This window comes from Azospirillum sp. B510 (assembly GCF_000010725.1).
Lineage (GTDB): Bacteria > Pseudomonadota > Alphaproteobacteria > Azospirillales > Azospirillaceae > Azospirillum > Azospirillum lipoferum_B.
In genome coordinates, this window is record NC_013855.1 from 611,885 (window position 1) to 635,750 (window position 23,866).

19 protein-coding genes are annotated in these 23,866 nt (G+C 68.4%); 8 read left to right on the top strand and 11 right to left on the bottom strand.

All coding sequences use genetic code 11. The features are described from left to right. Positions 1-112: 112 nt before the first annotated feature. Complete coding sequence (locus AZL_RS18030; RefSeq protein WP_012975923.1) at positions 113-796, top strand: RNA polymerase sigma factor; 684 nt, start codon at positions 113-115, stop codon at positions 794-796. Between the two features lie 90 nt (positions 797-886). Further along, positions 887-1,630 (top strand): hypothetical protein, encoded by a 744-nt coding sequence (locus AZL_RS18035; RefSeq protein WP_012975924.1) that lies wholly within the window; start codon positions 887-889, stop codon positions 1,628-1,630. Between the two features lie 67 nt (positions 1,631-1,697). Here AZL_RS18035 and AZL_RS18040 read toward each other — a convergent pair whose 3' ends face one another. Both AZL_RS18040 and AZL_RS18045 read right to left on the bottom strand, forming a co-directional pair. Then, on the bottom strand, positions 1,698-3,983 hold the full coding sequence (locus AZL_RS18040; RefSeq protein WP_371304239.1) for an ATP-binding cassette domain-containing protein: 2,286 nt from the start codon (positions 3,981-3,983) through the stop codon (positions 1,698-1,700). A gap of 136 nt (positions 3,984-4,119) precedes the next feature. Continuing rightward, a complete protein-coding gene (locus tag AZL_RS18045; protein WP_042444186.1) occupies positions 4,120-6,222 on the bottom strand; it encodes an ATP-binding cassette domain-containing protein in 2,103 nt (700 codons plus the stop codon). A 137-nt stretch (positions 6,223-6,359) separates the two neighbouring features. Here AZL_RS18045 and tssA point away from each other — a divergent pair, with 137 nt between their 5' ends. The 6 genes from tssA to tssG are packed head-to-tail and all read left to right on the top strand — an operon-like array spanning position 6,360 to position 13,339. Next, the gene (tssA, locus tag AZL_RS18050; protein WP_012975927.1) at positions 6,360-7,997 is read left to right on the top strand and encodes a type VI secretion system protein TssA; all 1,638 of its coding nucleotides are present in this window, start codon (positions 6,360-6,362) and stop codon (positions 7,995-7,997) included. 21 nt (positions 7,998-8,018) lie between these two features. After that, positions 8,019-8,525 (top strand): type VI secretion system contractile sheath small subunit, encoded by a 507-nt coding sequence (gene tssB / locus AZL_RS18055; protein WP_012975928.1) that lies wholly within the window; start codon positions 8,019-8,021, stop codon positions 8,523-8,525. A 46-nt stretch (positions 8,526-8,571) separates the two neighbouring features. Beyond that, complete coding sequence (gene tssC, locus AZL_RS18060; RefSeq protein WP_012975929.1) at positions 8,572-10,056, top strand: type VI secretion system contractile sheath large subunit; 1,485 nt, start codon at positions 8,572-8,574, stop codon at positions 10,054-10,056. 55 nt (positions 10,057-10,111) lie between these two features. Next, positions 10,112-10,534 (top strand): type VI secretion system baseplate subunit TssE, encoded by a 423-nt coding sequence (gene tssE, locus AZL_RS18065; protein WP_012975930.1) that lies wholly within the window; start codon positions 10,112-10,114, stop codon positions 10,532-10,534. A 10-nt stretch (positions 10,535-10,544) separates the two neighbouring features. After that, a complete protein-coding gene (tssF, locus tag AZL_RS18070) occupies positions 10,545-12,302 on the top strand; it encodes a type VI secretion system baseplate subunit TssF (protein ID WP_012975931.1) in 1,758 nt (585 codons plus the stop codon). Further along, positions 12,299-13,339 (top strand): type VI secretion system baseplate subunit TssG, encoded by a 1,041-nt coding sequence (gene tssG, locus AZL_RS18075; RefSeq protein WP_158305992.1) that lies wholly within the window; start codon positions 12,299-12,301, stop codon positions 13,337-13,339. The genes tssF and tssG overlap by 4 nt, the downstream gene beginning before the upstream one ends. 2 nt (positions 13,340-13,341) lie before the next feature. Here tssG and AZL_RS18080 read toward each other — a convergent pair whose 3' ends face one another. From AZL_RS18080 to tagH, 9 genes are all read right to left on the bottom strand, one after another. Beyond that, positions 13,342-13,686 (bottom strand): STAS domain-containing protein, encoded by a 345-nt coding sequence (locus AZL_RS18080; protein WP_012975933.1) that lies wholly within the window; start codon positions 13,684-13,686, stop codon positions 13,342-13,344. Between the two features lie 120 nt (positions 13,687-13,806). After that, positions 13,807-14,325 carry an Hcp family type VI secretion system effector gene (locus tag AZL_RS18085; RefSeq protein WP_012975934.1) on the bottom strand — a complete coding sequence of 173 codons (519 nt, stop codon included), beginning with the start codon at positions 14,323-14,325 and terminating at the stop codon, positions 13,807-13,809. A gap of 82 nt (positions 14,326-14,407) precedes the next feature. Then, positions 14,408-15,469, bottom strand: a complete 1,062-nt coding sequence (locus tag AZL_RS18090; RefSeq protein WP_012975935.1) for a serine/threonine-protein kinase — start codon at positions 15,467-15,469, stop codon at positions 14,408-14,410. Continuing rightward, a complete protein-coding gene (locus AZL_RS18095; RefSeq protein ID WP_012975936.1) occupies positions 15,466-16,218 on the bottom strand; it encodes a PP2C family protein-serine/threonine phosphatase in 753 nt (250 codons plus the stop codon). Before AZL_RS18095 ends, AZL_RS18090 begins: the two co-directional genes overlap by 4 nt. Further along, positions 16,215-19,850, bottom strand: a complete 3,636-nt coding sequence (gene tssM / locus AZL_RS18100) for a type VI secretion system membrane subunit TssM (RefSeq protein ID WP_012975937.1) — start codon at positions 19,848-19,850, stop codon at positions 16,215-16,217. The genes AZL_RS18095 and tssM overlap by 4 nt, the downstream gene beginning before the upstream one ends. Further along, positions 19,847-20,827, bottom strand: a complete 981-nt coding sequence (gene icmH / locus AZL_RS18105; RefSeq protein ID WP_012975938.1) for a type IVB secretion system protein IcmH/DotU — start codon at positions 20,825-20,827, stop codon at positions 19,847-19,849. The genes tssM and icmH overlap by 4 nt, the downstream gene beginning before the upstream one ends. Beyond that, entirely contained in the window at positions 20,824-22,155 is a 1,332-nt protein-coding gene (tssK, locus tag AZL_RS18110) for a type VI secretion system baseplate subunit TssK (protein ID WP_012975939.1), read from the bottom strand. The genes icmH and tssK overlap by 4 nt, the downstream gene beginning before the upstream one ends. Positions 22,156-22,212: 57 nt before the next feature. After that, entirely contained in the window at positions 22,213-22,731 is a 519-nt protein-coding gene (gene tssJ, locus AZL_RS18115) for a type VI secretion system lipoprotein TssJ (RefSeq protein WP_042444188.1), read from the bottom strand. A 5-nt stretch (positions 22,732-22,736) separates the two neighbouring features. Continuing rightward, positions 22,737-23,753, bottom strand: a complete 1,017-nt coding sequence (gene tagH / locus AZL_RS18120; protein ID WP_012975941.1) for a type VI secretion system-associated FHA domain protein TagH — start codon at positions 23,751-23,753, stop codon at positions 22,737-22,739. Between the last annotated feature and the right edge of the window lie 113 nt (positions 23,754-23,866).

The following is a 23,866-nucleotide window of genomic DNA, read 5'->3' on the forward strand; positions in this document are numbered from 1 at the left end:
CGTAGCGCCATGACTGCGAGTTCTGGAGACAATTCCAAAGAGGAAAGAAAATGCTGCAATCGCAAAGAGCATAGGGCCAGAGCAACCATGCGCGATTGGCTTGGAAAGCGAAATGGTCGGTTATTCCCGCCTGGCACCGCTCGAATTCAGCCGGCTGCCGCGCAGCGCGGATCCGTCGCGCGCGCTGCCGTTTCCGGAAGGGGCGCTCATGCCGGAAATATGCCGCATCCCCTCCACACCCCGCTCCTTTCAACAGGAGAGCCGTGCCATGGACGAACATGAATTCCGAACATTGATCCTGGCACAGCATCGCCGCCTGTTCCATTTCATCCGTAAACACATAAAAAACCCCAGCGATGCGGAGGACATCGCGCAGCAGACATTCATCGAGGCTTGGCGGTCGCTTCACAATTTCCGCGGCGAGGCCAGCGCGACGACCTGGCTGTTTGGAATCGCCATGAATCTCATCCGGAATTTTTCGACCCGATCGCTGAACAAAAGGTACGAGTTCGTATCCGACGAGGTTCTGGACAGCGTCGAAAGCAGTGTCGACACCCCGGCGGCGGCGGCCGAACGGCGTTCAACCATCAAATTCCTCGATCGCGAGCTTTTGCTGCTGGACCGCGAGATGCGTGAGGTGCTTGTTCTTGTCTGCATGGAAGGGGTTTCCTATCAGGATGCCGCCCAGATCCTGGGGATTCCGGTGGGCACGGTGCGCAGCCGGGTTTCCCGCGCCCGGGCCCATCTGCGTCTTCGATTGGCGGGAACTTTCTCCGATGCCGAGGCCACGAAATGAGGAAGGTGAGATGTTTCCCGTCCGGGCATCCAACCCCACATCCAACCGATGTTGGACGGTTCGTCGGCGGACGTGGACGGAGCGTGAAGCATGTCTGATGAACTTGCTGCAGGCATCGACAGGCTCATCGACGGTGATTTGAACCGGGAGGAACGGCTGCGGTTGTTGTGGGCTTTGGCCCAGCATCACCGCGCGCGTGTGCTTCTGATCGAAGCGATCCGTCTGGATGTGGAATTTCTCGATCTGGCGGATGCCATCCAGCAATGCGAACCAAGCCCGGAAGCGACCACCCGTATCTTCGACGCCATCGCGGCGGATTCGGCACGCGGTCCCCTGGCCCGTGCCATGGGCAGCGTGCGCGAAGCGTTTCGTCAGATGACCCGGATGGACGAGGCTGAACTTGGCGTTGCCCTAGGCGGTTTCAGTCCGTCACCCGACGATTATGACCCGACCGCCGGGTTGGACGAGGCCGATGCGTCGCCTTCGCCGCTCTCGGGGAGCGGACGCGCCGATGGCGCCGGCCGGTCGCCGGAGACCGGTGTCCGGCCGGTGGAGGGGGAGGAGGGAAGACTGCGGTTTTCGCATGGTGCCGGATCCCTGCATGCCGCCTTCTCCGTCAAGGAGGTGGATCTGGGGCGTGTCGGCCCGTCCTCCGAGGGCGCGTGGGTGCTTCGTCTCATCGCGGGTGTTCAGCGGCAGGCGGGTTCCAATCAGGTGGAGATCGCCGGTTCCCCCGATATCGAGGGCTGTCTCGTCCTGCTGGACGGCAGCAGCCTGTTCTTCACCCACCCCATTGTGATCCGGTGGGATGCCGCGCTGGATGAGTTCGTCTGATATGTGGTCGGAAGGCTTCCGACCGCTGCGTTCATACGGCCACGCGGGCGATACCGGCAGGACCACCTCATGCCATTCTTGAGGAATGCGCGCCGAGGTCGATGATCCGGTCCGCCGCCCGGATCAATGCCGGCCGATGGGTCGCGACGATCCGGGTTACCGGCAGGCGGCGCAGTGTTTCAGCCACTATCGCTTCGGCGGCGGCGTCCAGCATCGATGTCGGTTCGTCCAGCAGCAGGATGGCTGCCGGAGCCAGGAAGGCGCGCGCCAACAGCAGCCTTTGCGCCTCCCCATGAGAGAGTGCGCCGTGACCAAGCGCCAGCCGCGTGTCGAGGCCGGCGGGCAGCGCGGCGATCGTGTCGCGCATGCCCACCGCTTTCAGCCCGCTCCACAAGGCGTCGTCGTCGACGGCACGCTGGCCGGTCAGCATGTTGCGGATCGTGCTGGGGCGGAGCCGGTCACGCTGTCCGACGACCGCGATGTCGCGGGCGAGGATCGCCGGGTCCAGGGTGCTCAGATCATGGCCGTCGAGAAACACCGCGCCGGCGGTTGGGCGGCGCAGGCCGCGCAGCAGAGCCAGCAGGGTGCTCTTGCCGCATCCGGGCGGACCGGCAAGAGCGATGAACTCGCCGGGTGCCACGGTCAGTGACAGGCCGGTGAACAGCCAGCGTTCCTCGTCAACCAGCCTTGCCGCCAGATCGACTACCGCGACGTGACCGGTCAGGCCACCGGGATCGCAGTATTCCGGCGGCCCTTTTCCGTCGAGGTCGAACACGCCTCCGGGAACACCGGGCACCGTGTCGCGCCGCAGGGCCCCGGCCATCGCCAGCCCATGCCCCAACACCATGCCTCCGGTCAGGGTGCCGAGCGTCATCGCGCCGGCTCCGGTCCAGGCGCCCGGCCCGCCGGCCAGCGCCGCGCCGAGCAGTGGAGCCGCCCCCAGCGCCGCGGCGGACGCGGCGTTGCGCAAGGTCGGGCAGGGCAGGGCACCGAGGCCGTGCCCACCCTGGCGGTTCCGATACCATGTCAGCAGCAGCCAGGGTGCCGCGGCCATCGTCTGGATTTTCGGCAGCCGCTCCAGCATGGCCAGGGTGGCGGGATCGTCGACGGCGAGGTCATCTCCGTCATCCTTCCCCGGCAGGCCCGTTTGCGCCGCCCGCCGCCAGCGCGGCGCCGTCAACGCCGCCAACCCGACGGTCAGCATGGCGGCCCGCCAGCCGACCAGAGCGGCGAGCGTGGCGAGACTGGCCGCCAGCAGTATCGCGGCGACGCCGAGAGCGCCGGCGACGGCCGGCTGTCCGCCCAGCCCTTCCAGCCTTTTCATCCAGCCGACCCAGCGGTCGCCGTCGTGAGCCTGAAGCCGCGCCGTCGGCAGGCGCAACAGGCGGTCGAGCAGAGCCAGCCGCAGCGCCACCCCGCCCTTCGTCCCGGCGCGCAGCAGGGCGAGCGGCGTCGCTTGCACGCCGGGGAGCGGACGGACGGGAACCAGCAGGACGCCGTCATCCGCCGGCATGTCGCGCATCCGCGTGACCAGACGGGGCATGCCATCGTGGATCGCCACCAGAGGAGCCTTGCCGGAAGGACGGAGCCGTTCTCCCTTGGCCACCCGTCGCATTCGGAAATGCGACGCGGCCGCCACCTCCCATGGCGTGTAGGGTTGATCGGAGATGCTCCGCCGCCGCCGTTGCGGTGCTTTCAGGGGCAGCCCCAGCCGATGGGCGATGGCCGCCATGACCGTCAAGGCCGGCTCGTCGCCCGAAGGGGGCGTGGCCGGCAAGGGCAGAGCCAGTGCCTGCCGTTCGGCCGCCCGCAGCAGAACATCGGCGCGTGTCCGCCGGTTGCGCTCGGCCTGATGCCGGTCCACCTCCGCCAAGGCCGCCAGCATCGGCAGGGCGGCCACCCAGGCCTCCTGGGTCGCCAGCAGCGCGTCCAGGAGCGCCCCGTTCGCCCAGAGGAAACGGGCGGCGGCAGCTCTCGCCGTTCCACCGACCGTCGCCTGCGCCCAGGCGTCGGGCGTGATCGCCAGCGGGCCGCGCGCCATCCCGACACCGAACCCCGCCAATCCGGGGATGTCGGGCTCCAGCCAGCATACCCCGCGGCGGCTGACCAGAACGTCCGGGGCCTCCAATCTGCGCCTTTGGCCCGGCGCCAGCGCCTTGTCGGCACGCGGCGCCATCGTCACCAGCGCGGCCAGGGCGCTGCCGAACGCCGTCGCCCATCCGTCCGCCGCCTCGGGGGTAAGGGCCGCCGCCGCTTCCGTGCCGACGAGCCGGACAGGGTCGGGCGAGCCCCCGGCGAGGCGGGCCGTCAGTTCCACCCCCGGTGCGAGGGTCGTCCCGTCCACCGATGGCATAATCCCACAGGCGATGCGGCCCAGCGGCACCCGAACCTTGCGGTTACCGACGGGAATTCCGGCGGAGAGATCAGCGCACTGCCGAACCATCCACAATGCGCGGCCGGCCGTCAGGTCCAATTGCATCATGGCCGCGTCATCCTTGCCCCATCAGCGTGCGATAGAGCGGCACGGTCCGTATCAGCTCCTCGTGTGGACCGATCGCGGTGATCCGTCCCCGGTCGAGCAGAACGCAGCGGTCGCAGTCCGCGGCAACCTCCGGGCTGTGCGTCGATACGACCACGCTGGCCCCGCAAGCGAGCACGGCCTCCCAAGCCGTCCGCGCGGTCGCCGAAGCGAGGGTCGCGGTCGGTTGGTCCAGCAGGAGCAGGGTGGGGCGGAGAGCGAGAACGCGGGCAAGATCGAGCAGGGTGCGCTCACCCGCGCTGAAGCAATCGCCGTCCCTGGCCAAAGACGTCTGGTAGCCGGTGCGGCGGCGGGCGATCCGTTCATGCACGCCGACCCGCTGCGCGGCGTCGGTCAGGCTGTCTTCGGGAACCCCGTCGTCCAGACCGGCCAGATTGCTGCGGACCGAGGCGTCGAGGAAGCGGATGTCCTGGGCCACATAACCGATCAGGCCGGCGCGGCGCTCGATCGGCAGATCCGGAACCGGCGAGCCATCCAGAGTCACGTGACCTTCGGTCGGCGCTAGCAATCCGGCGAGCAGTTCGAGGAACGTGGTCTTGCCGCTGCCCGACGCTCCGACCAGCGCGATCCGCTCGCCGCCCGCCATCCTCAGATCGATGTCCTGCATTGTGAAGCCGCTGCCGGGACGGGCGTAGGACAGGCTCTCGACGGACAGGACGCCCCATCGCGGGGCGTTGGTATCGGTTGGCCCCTCCTGCGGCGCTTCCGGCGTCGCATCGGCAGGCCGGAAGCGCCGGCGCCGGGGCGGTTCGATCAGCCAGCCGGCCAGCAAGGGCAGGGCGGCCAGGAATGCCGGCAACCCCGCGGTCGGAACCGCTCCCAGCGCCAAACCTGCCAATGTCCCCGCGCCGGCCAGTGCGACGGTCAGACATCGTCCGGCGGTCTCCCAGCGCCACGCCGCCCCTGCGTGCCGGTCGGCCGTCACGGCGAGCGTGGCGACGCGGTCGAGCAGGCGTTCCGCCTGCCCGGCTCCATCGATGCCGAGCCGGGGAAGCGCATTGAGCAGAAGCTGCCGGTGGTCGCGCTCCGCCGCCGCCTTGCCGTTGCGGTGGGGCGCCGCCGCCAGGGCGATGGCATGACGGATCAGTGCCCCTCCAGACAGCACCGCCGCCGCCAACCCGGCGAGCGCCGGCCCATCGGGCGCGGGGGTCTGGAGGGCGGTCAGGAGCACGCCGAAGCAGGCCAGGGCGAGCCGGCCTGTCCGGCGGGTGTCGGCGATCGCCTCCGCGGACTCGGACGACGCTTCGCCGATGCCCGCGGCAAGGGCGGCCGGATGATGGCGTGACCATGTCTCCACCGCCATGGCAAGACGGCGGCCCAGCCGGGTGGCGCCGAGCCGGACCGCGTCGCGCCGTTGCCATCGGTCCCCGAGCAGACCGTCCAAGCCGCCGGCGACGCCCCAAAGCACCGCCGCGCCTCCCGCCGCTTTCAGCAGGGTGCCGTCGTCGGCGGCCGCCCCCGACAGGGACAAGGCGGTCAGAACGACCGCTCCCGCCTGAAATGGGACGGTGGCCGCGATGAACAGGGCGTGACGTTTCCACAGCGTGGCATCGAACCGCCAGACGGGCTCTCCACCAGGGCGGAATTCCGGGCCGGGCGTCAGGGCGAGCGCCACGCCGGAGAAAAGGCGGGAAAATTCCTCACGGTCGAGCCGGCGCGGACCGGTGGCCGGATCGGCGATGGAGACGCCGCAATGGCTGGCCCTGGTGATCAGGACGAAGTGCGAGTCCTCGACGAGCGCCACCACCGGCGGCGGCAAAGCCAGGGCGCCGGCCGCCGAAACCCGCACTGGCAGCACGGTCAGACCGCAGCTTTCCGCCGCGCGGGCCAGATCGAGGGCGGAGGCCCCGTGCCGCGACACCTGGCAGAGCCGGCGCAGCCGGGCCACCGATTCCCGGCGTCCGAACCACCACAGAGCCAGCGCCAGAACCACGGCCGCGCATTCCGCCGGCTCCTCCTGCCGCAGGTCGGGAAGAACCCGCAGGCGCGGACGCCGCACCGTCGGTTTGGCCGGCCCGCCACCGTCGAGGGATTTCGTCGGGAAATCGACCAACCGGGGCTCTCCCTTGGGAACCTTCTGACGCGAAGGCTCCACCAATTGACCAACGGGCGACGCAAGAGACACCATGATCCTCATCGGGCGCAAGACAGTCCAGCGTTTCAAGGCGCATCCGCCGCGGGAGTGGCGCGATGTCTGACCGCGCATCGCTTGGGGCCAGACCTGTTTCCGGCCCGGCGCTTCCCAGCGCCCGCTATGAGCCGGAATTCGACAGGCTCCAGTCCGAGGTGGCCAAACTCGACAGCGGCGGACCGAACGCGGTCGACTGGAGGGAGGTGGTGCGCCATGCGCTGACCATCACCGAAACCAAGTCGAAGGATCTGCTGGTCGGCTCCTATCTCGCCTATGGCCTGCTGCGCACCGAATCCTATGCCGGTCTGGCCGACGGGCTGATGATCCTGGCGGGCATGGTTGAGGCGTTCTGGGACGATCTCCATCCGCCGAAGAAGCGGGAGGCCGCGCGGGTCAACGCGGTGAACTGGTTGGGGGAACGGCTCGGCCCCGTGGTGGCGGAGCATCCGGCCACCCCCGGCAACGCCGCCGCCGTGCTGGCCAGCGCCGATGCGCTGGGCCGCCTGAACGAGGCGCTGCTCAGCCGTCTGGAGAACAGCCGGCCGGAGTTGGGGGAGGCGATCCGCCGGCTTGGCGCACGGGCCACGGAGGCGTCGGCGCTGCTTGCCCCCCCGGCGGTCGACCTTGCACCGCCGGCGCCTTCTCCCCCGACGTCTTCGACGTCCGGTCAGACCGCATCCGTCCAGCCTGCCTCCAGCGAAGCGCCGCCGGTTCCGCCGGCATCGCCACCACCATTACCCGCACCCGCACCAGTGCCGGCGGCGGTGTCGGCGGGGGCGACCCCGGCGCAGATCGACCGGGCGATCGACCAGACCGCCGCCGGCCTGCGGACGCTCGCCAACGCCGTGCGTCGGGCCGATCCGTCCGATCCTCGCGCGGTCGAGCTGATGCGGGCCGCGGTCTGGCTGCCTGTGAACGGTCTTCCCCCAGCACCGGCGGGAACGACGCCGCTGCGGTCACCCTCCGCCGAGAGGATCGAGCGTTGCCGGGAGTGGTTGGGCGCCGGCCGGTTCGTCGACCTGTTCCACGACATCGAGGAGAGCCTCGACACCTTTCCCTATTGGTTCGAAGGGCAGCGGCTGGCCGCTCTGGCGCTGGAGGGGGCGGGCGGGAAATTCACGCCGTCGGCCCATGCGCTGCGCGGCGCTCTGGCCACTCTTCTGCGTCGTCTGCCCGGACTGGGCGACCTGCGCTATGCCGATGGGTCGCCGTTCCTCGACGATGTGACCCGCGGATGGGTGGCCTCCGACATTCTGGCGGCGCCAGGCGGGACGGCTGGGGGCGGGGTGGTCGATCATCCCTGGGCCAAGGCGCTGCGCGAGGCACGGGATGCCGTGGCCCAGGGGCGCGCGAAGGAGGGGGTGGCCCTGTTCAGCGCCTCCCGTCCGGTGGAGCGGGCCGGACGCGGCGCCTTCCTCGGGGATCTGGCGCTCGCCCGTCTGTGTCTTGAGGCCGGCTTCACGCGGGCCGCGCTGGACATCGCCGGCAAGCTGGAGGCGCTGGCCGAACGGCGCGGGCTGGAGGATTGGGAGCCGGTCCTCTGCGCCGATCTGTGCGCGCTGGTCCTTGAATGTTACCGCGCCCTGCCGGCGACGGCGGAAGGCGGAAGGACCCGCGCCGACCGCATCGCGGCGGTACAGGCCCGGCTTGGCTGGCTGGCCATGGACCGGGCCTTGGACTTCATCGACGTCACGTAAGTCAAGAAAGGGAACAGATCCATGGCTCTCGATTCATCCGTCGCTCCGAAGGAGCGCATCAACATCCGGTTCCGCCCGGCGACCGGCGACACCAAGCAGGACGTGGAGTTGCCGCTGAAGATGCTGGTCATCGGCGACTTCACGCAACGGTCCGACGACACCCCGATCGAGGAGCGCCCGCTTGCCGGCGTCAACAAGGACAATTTCCAGGACGTGATGCGCAGCCATCAACTGGCGCTGTCGACCCAGGTGCCCAACAAGCTGGAGGAGGACGCGGCGGAGCCGCTTCCGGTTCATCTGAAGTTCGAGTCCGTCCGTGACTTCGAGCCGGAGCGCATCGTCGAACAGGTGCCGGAAATGAAGGCCCTGCTGGAACTGCGCAGCGCTCTGCTGGCGTTGAAGGGGCCGCTTGGCAATGTGCCGGCCTTCCGCAAGACCATCCAGGCGACGCTGGAGGATAGCGGCGCGCGCGGCCGGCTTCTGTCCGAACTCGGCCTGCTGCCCGACGGACCCGGCGCGACCGGCTGATCCCCCTTTCGCCACGCTGCCCCGCCCCTTGTTTTGAGAGAGTCCCATGGCGACCGATACCGAACGACAATCCACGGCGGCCCCGACCACGACGGACGAACCGTCGCTGCTCGACCAGATCATGGAACAGACCCGTCTGCGCCCGGTTGACGAGGGCTATGACCTTGCCAAGCGCGGCATCGAAGCCTTCGTGTCGGAGCTGATGAAGCCGACCCGCAAGGACGAGAAGGTGAACAACGCCATCGTCGATCAGATGATCGCGGAGATCGACGCCAAGCTCGGCCGGCAGATCGACACGATCCTGCATGACGACGGTTTCCAGAAGCTGGAAACGGCATGGCGCGGCCTGAAGTTTCTGGTCGACCGCACCGACTTCCGCGAGAACATCAAGATCGAGGTGCTGTCCGCCACCAAGGACGAGCTTCGCGAGGATTTCGAGGACGCGCCCGAGATCGCCAAGTCCGGCCTCTACAAGCAGGTCTATGTGTCGGAGTACGGCCAGTTCGGCGGCCAGCCGATCGGCGCGGTGATCACCAACTTCGAATACAGCCCCAACGCCGCGGACGTGAAGCTGATGCAGAACATGGCCGCTGTCGGCGCCATGTCCCACACGCCGGTGATCGGTGCCGCCGGTCCGCAGTTCTTCGGCAATGACAGCTATGAGGCGCTGCCGAATCTGAAGGATCTCCAGTCGATCTTCGACAGCCCGAGCTACGCCAAGTGGAACTCCTTCCGGGAGTCCGAGGATTCCCGCTATTTCGGCCTGACCCTGCCGCGCTTCCTGCTGCGCCTGCCCTACGGCCCCCAGAGCACCCCCATCAAATCCTTCAACTACCAGGAATCGGCGTCCACCGATTCCAAGGATTACTGCTGGGGCAACGCCGCCTTCGCCTTCGCGACCCGCCTGTCGGAAAGCTTCGCCAAATACCGCTGGTGTCCGAATATCATCGGGCCGCAGAGCGGTGGCGTGGTCGAGGATCTGCCGCTTCACCGCTTCGACGCGATGGGGCAGACCGAAACCAAGATTCCGACGGAGATCCTGATCTCCGACCGCCGCGAGTATGAATTGGCGGAACAGGGCTTCATCGCCCTGACCATGCGCAAGGGCAGCGACAACGCCGCCTTCTTCTCGGCCAACTCGGTGCAGAAGCCCAAGAGCTTCGGCAGTTCCAAGGAAGGCAAGGAGGCTGAACTGAACTACAAGCTTGGCACCCAGCTTCCGTATCTCTTCATCATCAACCGGCTTGCCCACTACATCAAAGTGCTCCAGCGCGAGAACATCGGAAGCTGGAAGCAGCGCGGAGAGCTGGAAACCGAGTTGAACAACTGGATCCGCGATTATGTCTCCGACCAGGACAATCCGACCGCCGAGGTCCGCAGCCGCCGTCCGCTGCGCCGCGCCAAGATCGTGGTGGAGGAGGTCGAGGGGGATGTCGGCTGGTATCGCGTCAACCTGAAGGTCCAGCCGCACTTCAAGCATATGGGGGCGGATTTCACCCTGAATCTGACCGGCAAGCTCGACAAGGTCTGATCCCGTCGTCACCCACCCTCTCCCGTCCCCGCCGGGGCGGGAGAGGGGCTTTCCCATGGACCCCGCCATGCCGCTTTACGCCAGAACCCTGTTCGAGCGCCTGGAGGACGGACGGACCGTGCCGCCGGTGCGGATGGATCCCGTCCAGCTGTCCGCATCGATTCTGGCCAACCTCAGCGCCGTGTTCAACGCGCGCCAGGGAAGCTGCATGACGCGCCCCGACTATGGTCTTCCCGACTTCAACGACGCGCTCATCAAGGGGCCGGAATCGATGCCGGTGATCGCCCGTGCGATCAAGGCGCAGATCGACCGCTTCGAGCCGAGGCTGGTCCAGGTTCTTGTCCGTCCAGACCATGATCCGCACAACCCCTTGAGTCTGCGTTTCCAGATTTCCGCCCGCCTCCGGGGTCAGGACGGCGAACGGATCGGCTTCGAGACGACCTTGAGCGACGACGGTTTCGTCCGGGTCAAACGCTGAAGGACGCGCCATGAGCTTTTCCCGCTATTATCAGGATGAACTGGCCTACCTGCGTGATCTCGGTGCGGAGTTCGCGCAGGAGAATCCGACCCTGGCCCCCTTCCTGGCGCGGGACGCCAGCGATCCCGACGTCGAGCGGCTGATCGAGGCGTTTTGTTTCCTGACCGCCCGCATCCGCCAGAAGCTGGACGATGAACTGCCGGAACTTTCGCATTCGCTGGTGTCGCTGCTCTGGCCGAACCTGCTGCGGCCCTTCCCGGCGATGACCATCCTCGAGCTGGAACCTCAGGCCGGTGCGGTCAGCGAGACGCAAAGCCTTCCTCCAGGATGCGCCTTCCAGTCCGAGCCGGTCGATGGAACATCTTGCGTCTTCCGCAATCCGCATGCGGGCGACATCCATCCGGTCCGTCTTGCCCAGGCATCGATGGAATCGATGGGGGACCAGAGCCGGCTCAGCGCCGTGCTGACCCCGATCAATGGGGCACGCCTGGACACGCTGCGCCTCGATCCCCTGCGCTTCCATCTGAATTTCGAGCGGGACAGCGGTGTCGGCCGCCAACTGCTCTACCGGTTGACCCGCCGGCTGCGCCGTGTGTCGGTGTCGCTGCCGGACGGCCGCACCCTTCACTTGCCCGCCTCCGCCCTCCGTCCGGTCGGCTTCACCAGGGGGGAGCAGCTGCTGCCGCAGTCGCCGCAGAGTTTCCACGGGCATATCCTGCTTCAGGAATATCTGCTGTTCCCGGAAAAATTCCTGTTCTTCGATCTGGTCGGGCTGGCCCAAGCCGGACCGCAGCCGCGCGGCGACTGGACCATCAGGTTCGAACTCGACGGTCCGGCGGACGAAACGGCGAGGCTGGTCACGGCCAATCTGCGCATCAACTGCGTGCCGGTCGTCAACCTGTTTCCCCTGGAGGCCACGCCGCTGGACATCTCGCAGGCCAAGACCGAATACCGGCTGCTGCCGGCGGCCGCGCGACCGCAGCATTACGGCATCTTCTCCATCGACCATGTCACCGGCTGGGTCCGCGACCGTGGTGAGCGGGTGGATTATTCGGCCTTCGAATCCTTCCTGCATGCCATTGACGATGGCCGGCGTTCCTCGACCTATTACCATGTCCGGCGCAAGCCGGCGGTGGCGCGGGATGGCATCGACACCTTTCTCGCCCTGGTCGACGAGACCCGGCACGCGGTGGAGCGCCGGCCGGAAATCGTCTCCGTCGCCATGACCTGCAGCAACGCGACGCTGGCCGAGATGGTGCCGGTGGGGGGCGTCAATCGGGCTACCGCCACCTCTCCCACCTATGCCCGTTTCCGCAATATCTCGCCGGTCAGCCCGCAGGCGCTTCCGCCGCTCGACGTCCAACTGCTGTGGCGATTGATCGCCAATCTGGCGGTGAGCGCGGGCAGCCTGACCGATATCGCCGCCCTGCGCACGCTGATTGGGAGCCTGGATTTCGTCGCCCTCCAGGACCAGAGGGCGCGGCGGCGCCTCGAACTGCGGCTGGAGGCGTTGCGCGGCATCGAGGCGAAGCCCTCGGATTTGAGGATGCCCGCCGGCTATCTTCTGCGTGGCACCGAGATCTCGCTGATCGTTGACGAGGCCAGGCTGGGCGGTTCGGGGGAGGCTTTTCTGCTGGGCTCGGTGCTGAACGCCTTTTTCGGCGAGGCGTCCAACATCAACAGCTTCCACAAGCTCCGCCTGTGCGGCGGCGACAGCAACTGGCGATGCGACTGGCCGGTCCGGGTCGGCGGCGGGGCCGCGCCGTGAGCTCCCCTCCTCCGCAGGGCTGGTCCTTCTTCCAGCTGGTGATGCAGCTTCAACGGGCGTCCGATCCGCGCTCCGCCCCGGTCGGAGAACTGGGGCCGGCGGCATCCGAGGCGATCCGTTTCCGTGGAACGCCCAGCCTCGGCTTTCCCGCTTCGGACATCAGCGGGCTGGATTTGGTGGATGTCGCGCGGAAACCCGATGACGGGACGCAGGCCTTCGCTCCCGACCGCCGGGCGACGCTGGCCTGCGCCTTTCTCGGCCTCTACGGCTCATCATCCCCCTTGCCGGCGGGTTATACCGAGCGGATCCTGTGGGCTGCCGCCGATGACACGCGGCTGCGCGACTTCCTGGATCTGTTCAACCACCGGCTCCTGTCGCTGATGTTCCGTAGTTGGCAGAAGTATCGGGCCTATGCCGGCGGCCAGCATGACGGGGCCGCGGTTCTGGCCGCGAGGCTGTTTGCCCTGGGGGGGATCGGCAATGCCCAGGCGCAGCTCGCGCCGCGCATCGATCCCGGCCGTCTGCTGCGTTATGTCGGCCTGCTGCGTCTGCGCAACCGTTCGGCCAACATCATCGGGCAGGTGTTGAGCGGCTATTTCGACGGCTTGCCGATGGTGGTGGAGGAACTGGTCCAGCGTACCGTCGTCCTGCCCGATTGGCAGCGCAACGGGCTGGGCACCGGTCTGTGCTGTCTTGGACGCGACTTCATCATCGGAGACCGGATGGAGGATGGCGCCGGAAAGATCCGTGTTCATGTCGGGCCTCTCGATCGGGAGGCGTTTCCCCGCTTCCTGCCCGACGGCGATGCGCACAAGGCGCTTTGCGCCTTGATCCATCTCCTCCTGCCGCTGCCCTGCGAGGTCGATATCATGCTGTCCCTGGCGGAGGCGGCGGTGCCGCCCTTCCGCCTGGAGGTGGGCGAAATCCGGCTCGGCTGGTCGAGTTGGGTCGGGGACGGGACCAGGGGCGAGCGGACGGTGACCTTTGCGCTCGGTCCACGCGGCGCCGCTCCCGACGGAACCCGGGGCCCGTGGTAGGACTACCGGCCCTGTTCCAGCGCCATCGTCGCCTGGCTGTTGTTGGGGTAGACCTGGAACAGCGCCAGGAAGCCGCTGATCTGGAACACTTCCAGGACCGCCGGACGCATCGCCGACAGCACCAGGCGGCCTTGCTTCGCACCCAGCCGCTTGCCGATGATCAGCACCACCCGCAGGCCGGCGCTGCTGATCGTCTCCAGCTTCGACAGATCGAGAATGATGCGGGTGTTTCCCGCGTCGAGCTGGTTGTTGAGGAGCAGTTCGAAATCATTGGCATTGCCGCTGGTGATGCGGCCGATCGGGCGCATGATCAGCGCGCCGCCGGCCTGCTCCTTTTGAAACTCCATCGTACGCTCCCTGTTTTCCGGGTTGGTCCGTTCCCGAGGCCTCACGCGCAAGAAGCCCTTCTCCGCATAGAAGAAAGGCTTCGAGCGCCATCGTCGAAGGGTGGTGTTCGAAGCGCCGGATCAGCTGTAGGTCGGCCGCCGCCAGTCGTCGGAGCCCGTGGTTCCGGCCATCTCATGCGTCCATTCCACCGCGCGGTAGACGAAGGACACATCCTCGTGATGGCCGAGGCCCTTGAACTCGTCCATCAGGATATTCTGGAAATAGCCCTTCATGTCCACGATCACGGCGTCGGTGAACTTGATGCTGTAATACTGCTCCAGCCCGCCGCGCGCGGAGGTTCGGTAGAAGCTGAGCGAGATTTCCAGCACCTCGCCGGTGCAGGCGGCCTGCCAGAGCAGCGGCGAGGCGCGGTCGAAATATTTGGTGATGGTGAAGGGCTTGTGACCACGCACGCCGGTCGGCTGGCCGGATTGCGGATCGGTCGGCACGGCGACTTCCATGCTGGAGGCCAGGACGTAAATACAATCCTGATGCGCTTCCTGAAAGATCGTGCTGCCGACGCTCTCGGCCGAAAAGGCACGGTCGCTGATCGCGCCCTGGTTCTTGCCGATCACTTTCATATAGGCACCGGTCGCCATGGTCTTTTCTCCGTAAGTGTTCGGGATGACATCATTGGATCGTCTTCGTATCCTTGAGTGTCAGCTGCGGCCGGTTGGTTCCTTAGAAGAGAAGTTTTATCGCGCTGGCGCCGCCCAGCACGGCCAGCAGCAGGAGGGCGGCGATCGGGAGGCGGCTCCAACGCTTGTCCCGGCGGTCGGCCCGCTGCCGGGCCGGACGGGTCAGCCGCGTGAATTCGGTCACCGCCGTGGTCCAGCGGGTGTTGCCGGTCAACAGACGGGAGAGGAAGCGCCACTGGGCGCGGTCCAGCTCCGCCGGGCGGGCGGGAAGGCGTCGCCGGGCCGTCAGCGCCTCGGCCGGTGGGATGCGGCCGAACGGGTGCCGTCCCGTCATCGCCTCGTAGGCGACGAGCGCCAGGGCATAGACATCGTCGGCGATGGCCGGCTGGCGGCCGGCCGCGCGTTCCGGGCTGGCGTACAGCGGCGTGATCGGCTGGGCTTCGCTTTGGGCGGGTGGCAGTGGGTCAAGCAGGAAGGCGTGACCGTCGTCCCCGATCAGGATGTTTCCCGGCTTCAGATCGCCATGGACCAGTCCCTTTCCATGGATGTGGCGCAACGCCGCGATCAGGTCGGACAGCAGCGTTGCGACCGCCTCTCCCCCCAGCCCGGAACCGGCCGACTGGCGCAGCCGCTGGCCGAGTGAAGCGCCGGTGATGCGTTCCATCACCAGCCAGGGGTCGCCCTGCTCGTGTCCGGCGGCGACGAAGCGGACGATGTTGGGGTGCGACAGCCGGGCGAGAAGCTCCGCCTGGGCCTTCAACTCGCGCACGGCCTCCGCGTTGCTCCGGTGCTCCACCCGGAGCCGCTTGACCACCAGCGCCGGAGCATAGGGGACGGCCAGGGTGTCGCTGGCCGCGAAGACATCGCACAAGCCGCCCCGTCCGATGAGATCGCCGATCAGGTAACGGCCGGCCAGCGGCGCCGGGGGCGGGGCGGCGGATGATGCGGCATCCGGAGGGGCGGCCATCGGGGAGATCGCGGCCGGACCTGTTTCGCGCGTGGTCGCGTCGTCGAAGGCGAAAAGGGTGAGGTCCTCCTCGCCGTCGGCCAGGATGCCGACGGGCTCGGCGGCTGGGGTGATGGAGGGGGGTGGGGACGCGTTCATGGGCAGACCCGCGTCACGACGGCTGAAAGGTCGTCGCGCGTTCCGCCGGCCAGAGCCCGTTCGGCCAGCAGGCGGACGGTGGCGTCCGGGTCGGCCTCGAAGCTCCCGGCCAGTCCCTCGGGCGGAATGGCCTGCCACACGCCGTCGGTGCAGACGAGGAACAGGTCGCCCGGTCTGGTCCCCAACACCGCCAGATCGAGCGTCAACGCGTCCCGCGCGCCGACCGCGCGGGTCAGGCTCTGGGCCGCCCTTGGATCGGGAGAGGGCGGCAGTCCGGCCATCATCCGGTCGGCGGCCACCGTATGGTCGCGGGTCAGCCGATAGAGATGGACGTCGCGCAGCAGATAGATCCGGCTGTCGCCGGCCCACAGGCACAGGGCCTCATCGCCGCGCACCAGCAGCATGGCGATGGTGGTGGCGATGACCGACCGGGTTCCGAGCTGGGCCGCCTTGTCCAGCAGCTCGCGGTTGACGGTCGTCAGCGCCCCCCGGACAACGGCGGCGGCGGCGTCCAGCGACTGTTGCGGACCGGCGGACTCCAGCGCTCCGGCCAGCGCGCCGATGACCGCGCGGCTGGCGACATCCCCGGCGGCCTGCCCGCCGATTCCGTCCGCCACCGCCCATAGCCCGAGGTCCGGCCGCGACAGGATCGCATCCTCGTTGACCGAGCGGCCGACCCCCTGACGGGTCAGGCCGGCGCTCGGCCACAGGGAGGGTAAGGACAGTGCGGGGGGTTCAGGGGATGTCATTGCAGATGCTCCGGCAGACGAAGATCGCGCAGCAGCCGGGGGTCCAGCGGGTTGGGGCCGGCGGTTTCGGCGATCAATTCGAAGCTGGCGGTCAGACCGTTCAGTGTGAGGTCCATCTGGTAACGGTCACCGCTCGCCGCCGGGCGGATGCGCGCCTCGTCGAGCAGGCGGTAGAGCGACCATATGCCGTCCTTCTCCAGCGACCAGCTCCGGTTCTCGACATCGGTGACGCTGATCCGCAGCGGGCCAAACCCGGCCTCCCCCGGCCATTGCAGCTTGCGTGCACGCGGCGGTTCGTGACGATAGGTGATGGTCTCGCCACCGCTGACCAGTTGCAGCTGGGTGGCCCGGCTGTCCAGCATGGTCGGGCGAAGGCTGAAGCGCACCGACGGCGCCGTGCCGCTACCCTGTGCGAAGAACGCCTGGCGGATAACCGCCGCCTGCTGCAATTGACGCAGGGCAGCGGGCGACAGCTCGATCGACTCGCCATCCACCTGCCGGTTTGTCCAGCGGGCGCCCGACATGTCGATGAAGGCGGCCAGCCGGTCCTGCACGAACTTGTCGATGATCCCGGTCGGACCGAAGAAGGTGGAGAAGTCCTTCAGGGGAATCTCGGCGCCGCCCTCGCGGAACAGCGGATAGCGGTCGCGCATGCTGCGCCGCCATTCCGGCATGACCTCCTGCTCCCAGGACTGGGCGACCGACGCCCGCGCCTCGTTCATCACGGCGGCCCAGGTTTCCCCGGCGAGGCGGGTCAGCCATTGCCGCACCGGTTCGGGCTGGCGGTCGGCGGCCATACGGACGAGGGTGATGGCGTCGGCCTGTTGTCCCGGCCGGACACCGAGGCGGGCCAGCGCCATCTGGTAGGCGGCCCGTGGCGGATCACTGGACAGCACGACCGATTTGGCGGTGGCGGCGAGACTGGACACCACCCCCAGCACCCCTTCGATTCCAGCGGTCCGCGAGCCGTTTTCGACGACCAGATCGGTCAGGGAGCGGAAGGGGGCGGCGATACGCGCGCCCGGCCAATTGGCGCCGGTCAATTGAGGCGGCAGCGGCGGCGGTGCCGGCGGAGCGGCGGCCGGTTCGGGTTGGAGCTGCGCCGCCGCGAGGGTGCTTCCGGCGTTCAGCAGGCGATCCGTCAGACCGGCGCGGCGCACCGGCGGAGCGGTCGCGGCGCCGGCCGCCGGCTGCGGCGGGGCGGGCACCGGCAGGTCGACGTTGTTGCGAAGCGAAACCAGGATGTTGCGGATCGGGCTGTCGGCGGCCGACAGATAGTCCAGCGTCTGCGTCGCCTCGGTCAGCGACATGAATCCATAGAACTCGATCGATTTCAGCAGCTTCTGCCATGCTCCGACATAATCGCGGACATAGAGGTCGGTCACCTGGTTGATCAGGTCGGCATTGGTGGCCGACACGGCCATGATGCTGGAGGCGTCGAACATCCAGTCATCCTCGACCGATCCGTTGCTGAGGTTGGGAAGCTGTTTCAGGAAGACCTGATAGAAGCCTTCGCTTGTGTAGAAGCCGGGAATGACCGTCGCCGTTTCCAGCACGTCCGATCCCATGCTGACGACACCCGCCGCCGCGGCGCCGGAGGGGGGCAGGGTCGCCGGCGGCAGGCGGAAGTCGCGCAGTCCGGCGGTGCCCGCCACCCGTTTCAGTTCCTCGTAGACCTGCGCCGCGGGTGTCGACCGCAGCAGCATCCGGCGGGCCTGTCCGACCGTCACCTCCTCCGGGGCGAGCGGATCGAGCCCAACCTCGAGAAGATCCGCCATGTGATGTTGGAAAATTTGGTTCTGCTCGGGAAACAGGGCGAATTTCGCCTGGCCGATCTGCGCGGCCCAGCCTCGCAGGAGCGCCGCGTCGGCCCGGGCCGGCGTGCACAGCATCAGATAGACGCGCAAAGCATGATGCACCGCGCGCTGATCGTTGGCGCTCAGCGCCGCGGCCAGGGATTGGCGGGCCAGCTCGGCGGCGCGCGGCTGGAACTCGCGGCGAAGCAAGGCGCTTTGGATCGTGTCGAGGTCGCGGGCGATCGCCGCATCCGGCGTCATCCCGAGGTCGAACAGGGTGGGCAGCGCCCCTGCGGTCCGATAGCCGGTGGAGGCGGTCTGAAGATCGGCCAGGGGCGCGAAGACCACCGTCAGATCCGGTTGGTTGCGCGCCTGCCCGAGCGCCAGGGCCACCTTCTGGACCGCGCCGTCGAGCAGGTCCAGACGTCCCATGTGACGCTCGTAGGCCTGCGCCCATAGTCCGCCCGCCACCGCCAGGATCAGGCCGGCGGCGCCATACTGAAGCATGTGCCGGCTGGCCAGCCCGGCTTCGACCGCCCGATTGGTGCCCGCGAGGTTGGCTTCGGGGAGGATGGCGCCGGCGAACAGGTTCGCCATGAAGAAGCTGCGCTCGGGGTGCAGCGGTGCCGGCACCCGCGCCGGATCGAGGGTGAAGGGTTCCGCCACCAGTCCGAACAGCAGAGCCGGATCGAACCCCTCCCGCGTGGCGCTGGTCAGGAAGACGCCGCGCAGCGGCGGCGCGGCGCCCGCGTGATCGCCGCGCAGGAATTCCGCGGCGAAGCGTGCCAGCGCCTGCTGCGCGAGGCGGAACTGGACGGCGAAATTGGCGATCAGACGGCGACGGGCGGCGTCGCGTTCGTGTTGCAGGCGGGGCGGGACCTGTGCATCGATCCGCTCGCTCAGCAGCGCCGCTTCCGTTTCGATCCGGCGGATCACGGCCTCGCCCGCCGCCGTGCGCTCCAGCGGCAGGGAGAACCCCCAGATCTGCTCGCGCTCGTCAACGTCGCGGGTTTCGAAGAACTCGGAAAATCCGGCGACGAGGTCGCAGCGGGTGATGATCAGATACACCGGCATGCGGATGCCGAACTGGCTCGATGCCTCCTGGACCCGACGGCGCAGCGTCTCCGCCAGTTGGCGCCGCCGGCCGTCGTCGGCCAGCAGCGCGTCCACCGGCACGGCCAGCAGGACGGCGTTGACCGGCCGTCTTGGACGTTGGCGGGTCAGCATCTGCAAAAGGGTCCGCCATCCCGCCTCGTCCTGCTCCGGCGCGGAATCCTGAAGGGCCAGCCGCCCGGCCGCATCGACCACCACGGCGTTCCGCGACACCCAGATGTCGCAGGGCTGGTCGTCACCCCCGGCGGCGGGCTGGTGCAGCGGGAAATCCAGTTCGGCGCGGCCAAGCAGCGTGGTCCGGCCGCCGCCCTGCGGACCCAGCATCAGATACCAGGGGGTGGTGTAGGCATCGGCCGAGGTGGCGCCGGGCTGGGCCTGCGGCCCGAGCGCCTCGGCCACCGCCTCGAACCGCTCCATCACGGCCAGCCGTTCCAGCACCGCCATGCTGTTCATGCTGTCGGTGGCGGTGATCCCGCGCCGCGCAAGCTGGCGCTTCTCCCAGCTCAGCCTTGCGCTCGGATAGAGGCGGATCACCAGATAGAGCGCCACCAGTCCCAGCGGAAGCCCGATGCGCGCCCACGGCTCGGCCAACGGGTGGGCGCCGTCGATCTCCAGCAGCGGCGCCAGAAACCAGTAGGCGCCGACCAGAAGGACGATCACCAGGATGCGGACCAGCCAGCGCCAGCCGATGTATCTCGTGAAGAATTCGTAGAAATAGATCATCGGGCGGTCAGCGGGCTGGGATTCGGGGCGGCCGGAAGGAAGGCCGGTGCGCGGGCGGGCACGGCGGCGGCTCCGGCGGCGGTTCCGGCGCCGGCCACGCGGGCGAGGCTGGCGAGGGCGGCTTCGGCCCTCTGGTTCAGCTTGCCCTTCGCGGACAGGAAGGCGCCGGCGAGCAGCACCGCGACCAGGACGAACACCACCCAGCCCGGCAGGAACCGGCGCAGCCGGGTCGCGGCTTTCACCGGAGCCACGGTGGAGGCGAGCCGCGGGTCGACGGCGGGACGCAGGCTGCGGCACAAGCGGTCAAGCTCGCTTCGCAGATCCTCGAGCTGGTAGAGGCCACCGTCCAGCCGCCGGTATTTGCCCTGGAAACCGAACGCCAGGCAGCGGCCGATCAGTTCCAGCGCGTCGATGTTGCGGTCCGGTTCGGCCTTCAGCCGGTCGAGGATGGTGAACACCTTCTCACCCCCCCAGGTCTCCCTGAACAGGAGGGACAGCAGGCTGCGGCTTCCCCACACGCTTTCGAAACCCCATCCGGTATCGAGCACCATCTCGTCCACCAGGGCGGCCAGCACGTATTTCGCCGTGGTCACGGTGTCTTCGCGATATCCGGCGGCGGCGGCTTCGGTTTCGAAGCGGGTGAAGGCGGCCAGGAATCCGCGCTGCAAGGCGTCGGCGTCGGCATGCTCGCTGGAAAAGGCGACTTGCGTGACCATCGTCAGCAGCGGTCCGGCCGCCGTCAGCAACGCGTTGGTGCCGCCGTCACGGCCGCGCGCGGGCATCGCCGTCGGGTCGGCCGCCGGAGGCCGCCGTTGGAGGAGCGCCTGGGGGGCGGCCGGACGCTGTGGCGCGGCGATGCGTGGCGATGCCGGCGTTGGGGGCTGCGGTCGGCCCGGCACCGCCGGACGCGGCGGCGGTGGAACCTGGATCGGCCGCGGTGTGGTCGGGGCGTCGTCCTCGTCGATGAACTGGCTCATGACGCGGCGTTCCGAATGGCCCAGAACTCCATCTCGAGAGCCGGGAAGTCACCGCTGACATGCAGTGCGATGGCGGCGGAACTGAGGAGCTTGGGCCAGGAGGCGGCGTTGCGGTCCAGCTCGAAATAGGTGAAGCCGCGATGGAAGGGCAACTGGCGCGGAGCGACCGCCAGCGGCGTCAGGCCGATGCCGGGCAGCTGGAGATTCACCAGACTTCGGATGTCTTCCACCGGGCCGACCTTGACGTGCGAGGGAAACAGGTTCCGGATGGTGTCGGGCGGCACCGCGGCGTTCACCGCCAGCACGAACTGCGCGTCGCGGAACAGGGTCCGGTCGGCGGGCTGCCCGATGTGAATGCCGAAACGCCTGGCCTCCAAGGGAATGGCCACCACCGGCTGATCGGTGACCATGGTCAGGGCGCTGCGGATCTCCGCCATCAGCGGCGTGAAACTGCTTTCCAGATCCTGGTGGCGGTAGCGTGGAAAGGGCGGCGGCCGGTGCCGCCCCGTTTTGAAGGTGGCGAGGTCGCCGGCCAGTTCGAGGAGGGCCCGGTGCAGATCGAGCGGGTGCAGCCCATCCGCCCCGGCCATGCCCGCCAGCAACGGCTCGTGGCGGTTCACCGTTTGCAGCAGGGCGAAATCGAGAAAGCCGGCATTGCTTTGCCAGTTGTCGGGATTCAACCGCTCCGCCAGCGCGTTTCCCCGGCTTTGCAGCAGGGATACCACCTCCCCGAGCATCTCGGTCAGCCGGCGGTCGACATCGACGGCGAGGGTCGGCGGTATGTATTGGGCCGACAGAACCACCTCCCGGCTTTCGCGGACCCTTTCAACGCGGGCGCAACCGAGGCCGATCAGCCCGTCCATGCTCTCGCCTTCGAAGACCAGGCGGAAAGCGGGGGCGCCGACCTTGATCGCGGCGGTGACGCCGTTGGGGCTGGCGGTATCGTCCACCTCGACCTCCGTGGCACGGTAACGGCCGGCGCGGTTGTCCAGCGCGACCTCCGATTGCCCGCGTTGGGGAGCCGGCAGGGCCAGATGGACCAGCCGCTCGGCGAGATCGCCCGGAACCTCCCGCGCCGGAGGCAGGGCGCCGGCCGGCGAGAGGTCGAAGGGGGTGCCGTCGGGCAGGATGCCGCGTCCGTCGGTCAGCGCGAACTGCCCCTGGCGCAGCAGGGTCCGGTCGATCGCCAGCGCGGCCCAGCCCCAGGCATGCGGGGCGGCGGCTCGCACCCGGCTGTCGATGTGCCATGCGGTGTGGCGGTCGGCCTGCTGGAAATGTTGAGGCCGGATGAACATCGCTTCGAGCCAGATCGGCTTGCTGGTCCACATGGGTTTTATCCTTCTGTTCGATCGGCGCGGTCGATCGGCTCGTTCAATCGACCGGCGTCAGAACGGCCACCACCAGGTCCCACCGGTTTCAGGCATCGGAGGCGGGTCTTCCTTCAGGCTCACCGAATTGACGTCGAGCTTGAACAGCGGCAGGTTGACCGCACTGGCCACGATCGGGACGCTGGCCCGCCAGGTGGCGGCCTGCCCTTCGCGATAGGCTGCGAAAACGCCGACGAACTTCGTGGCCTCGCTGCCGCTGGCCCCGCCTTCGACCTTGACCGTCTCTCCCGGTTTGACCGACAGCTCCCGCCTTGCCACCAGCGACTGTGCCAGCGCCAGCTGGTCGCTGTCGTAGAGCGTGAAGAAGTCGGCGGCGATGAACTGGTCGAGGTTCTTCAACTCGTACACGCGCACGACCAGTGGCGATGGTTGCCCGAGCGCGTTGGGATTGATCTGGTCCGATGCGGCGATGGTCGCGGTGATCCGGGTTGGCGGCGGCGGTTTGGTCGAGCCGCAGGCCGCCGTCATCAGCAGGAACAGGAGCAGCGCCGATCTCGAAGGTGTGATGGAGGCCATGAGGGTCACGTCCGTCCCGTGGGCAGAATGGTGGGAGTTGAAGAATCGGTCCGCTCCCGCGGGCCGACGATCCGCCGCAGCGCCACCGGGTCTCCATCGCGCAGCGCCAGCCGCCAGTCGCCGCCCGCTCCGTGGTCGAGCACGGCGGCCAGTGCCATTCCCAGCGCCTCCGCCATCGCCGCTTGGCGGGCGTCGGGCGGAGGTCCGACATTCAACCCGCGCCAGAAGCCGGCAAGGGCCGATGCCTGGACGGCGTCCAGGACGGTGACGGGGGCCGCCCGCCGGGCTTCCGGGAGGATCGCCCGTCCGCCAAAGCCGATCCCGTCGGGGGACGGGATGAGGCGTTCGGCACCGGCAAGGCCGTCTGCCGGCGATGGGGCGGCCGGCGTGACCGCCTGCGGGAGGGGGTGGGGATTCGGCGGGGCCGGGACCGTGTTCCCAGGCCGGGCCGGGGGAACGGCGAGGGGCTGGAGCACGGCCTGCCGTCGGGGCAGCGGCGTTTCGGCCCTCAGGATGTCGGCCAGCGGGTCGAAATCGTCCGGAATGGCGCCGCCGGTTGCCGGGGCCGGATCGTCGGATGGGGGTGACAGCGCTTCCAGCGGATCGATCCTCTGGATGCTTCCCGGACCGGGAGCATCCCCCAGGCCGGGATCGGCCGCGGTGGGGCTCCAGGCTGCCAGTGCCGTTTCGGGCAGCTCGGCCGTTCCGTCATCCTCCAACCGGGCGAGGATCCGGAAGGGGCCGATGGCCAGCCGGTCGCCGGAGGACAGCTGAACCCGGTTGCTGCGACCGACCGGCCGCACATTGTTGTAAAGGATGCCGTTGGAACTGGTATCCACCAGGAAGAAGCGTCCATTCTCGAACGTCACCACGGCATGCCGGGCGGAGATCAGGCGCGCCGGATCCCGCAGCACCCAGTCGCACGAGCTGGCCCGTCCGATGGTGCCGCCGGCCATACCGAACACGGCCTCTCCGGCAAGTCCCTGGGGCGGGCGCCCGTCGAGCATCAGTAGCAGCCGCATGCCGCGATATTCTCCCCCATGACGAACGCCTGACGACCGCAGATCGGCGTTCCGCCGCGGTTGCGGGGCGCGCCGTCTTTCTGTGGATCGATCGCGCCGATTGGTTCCCGTCA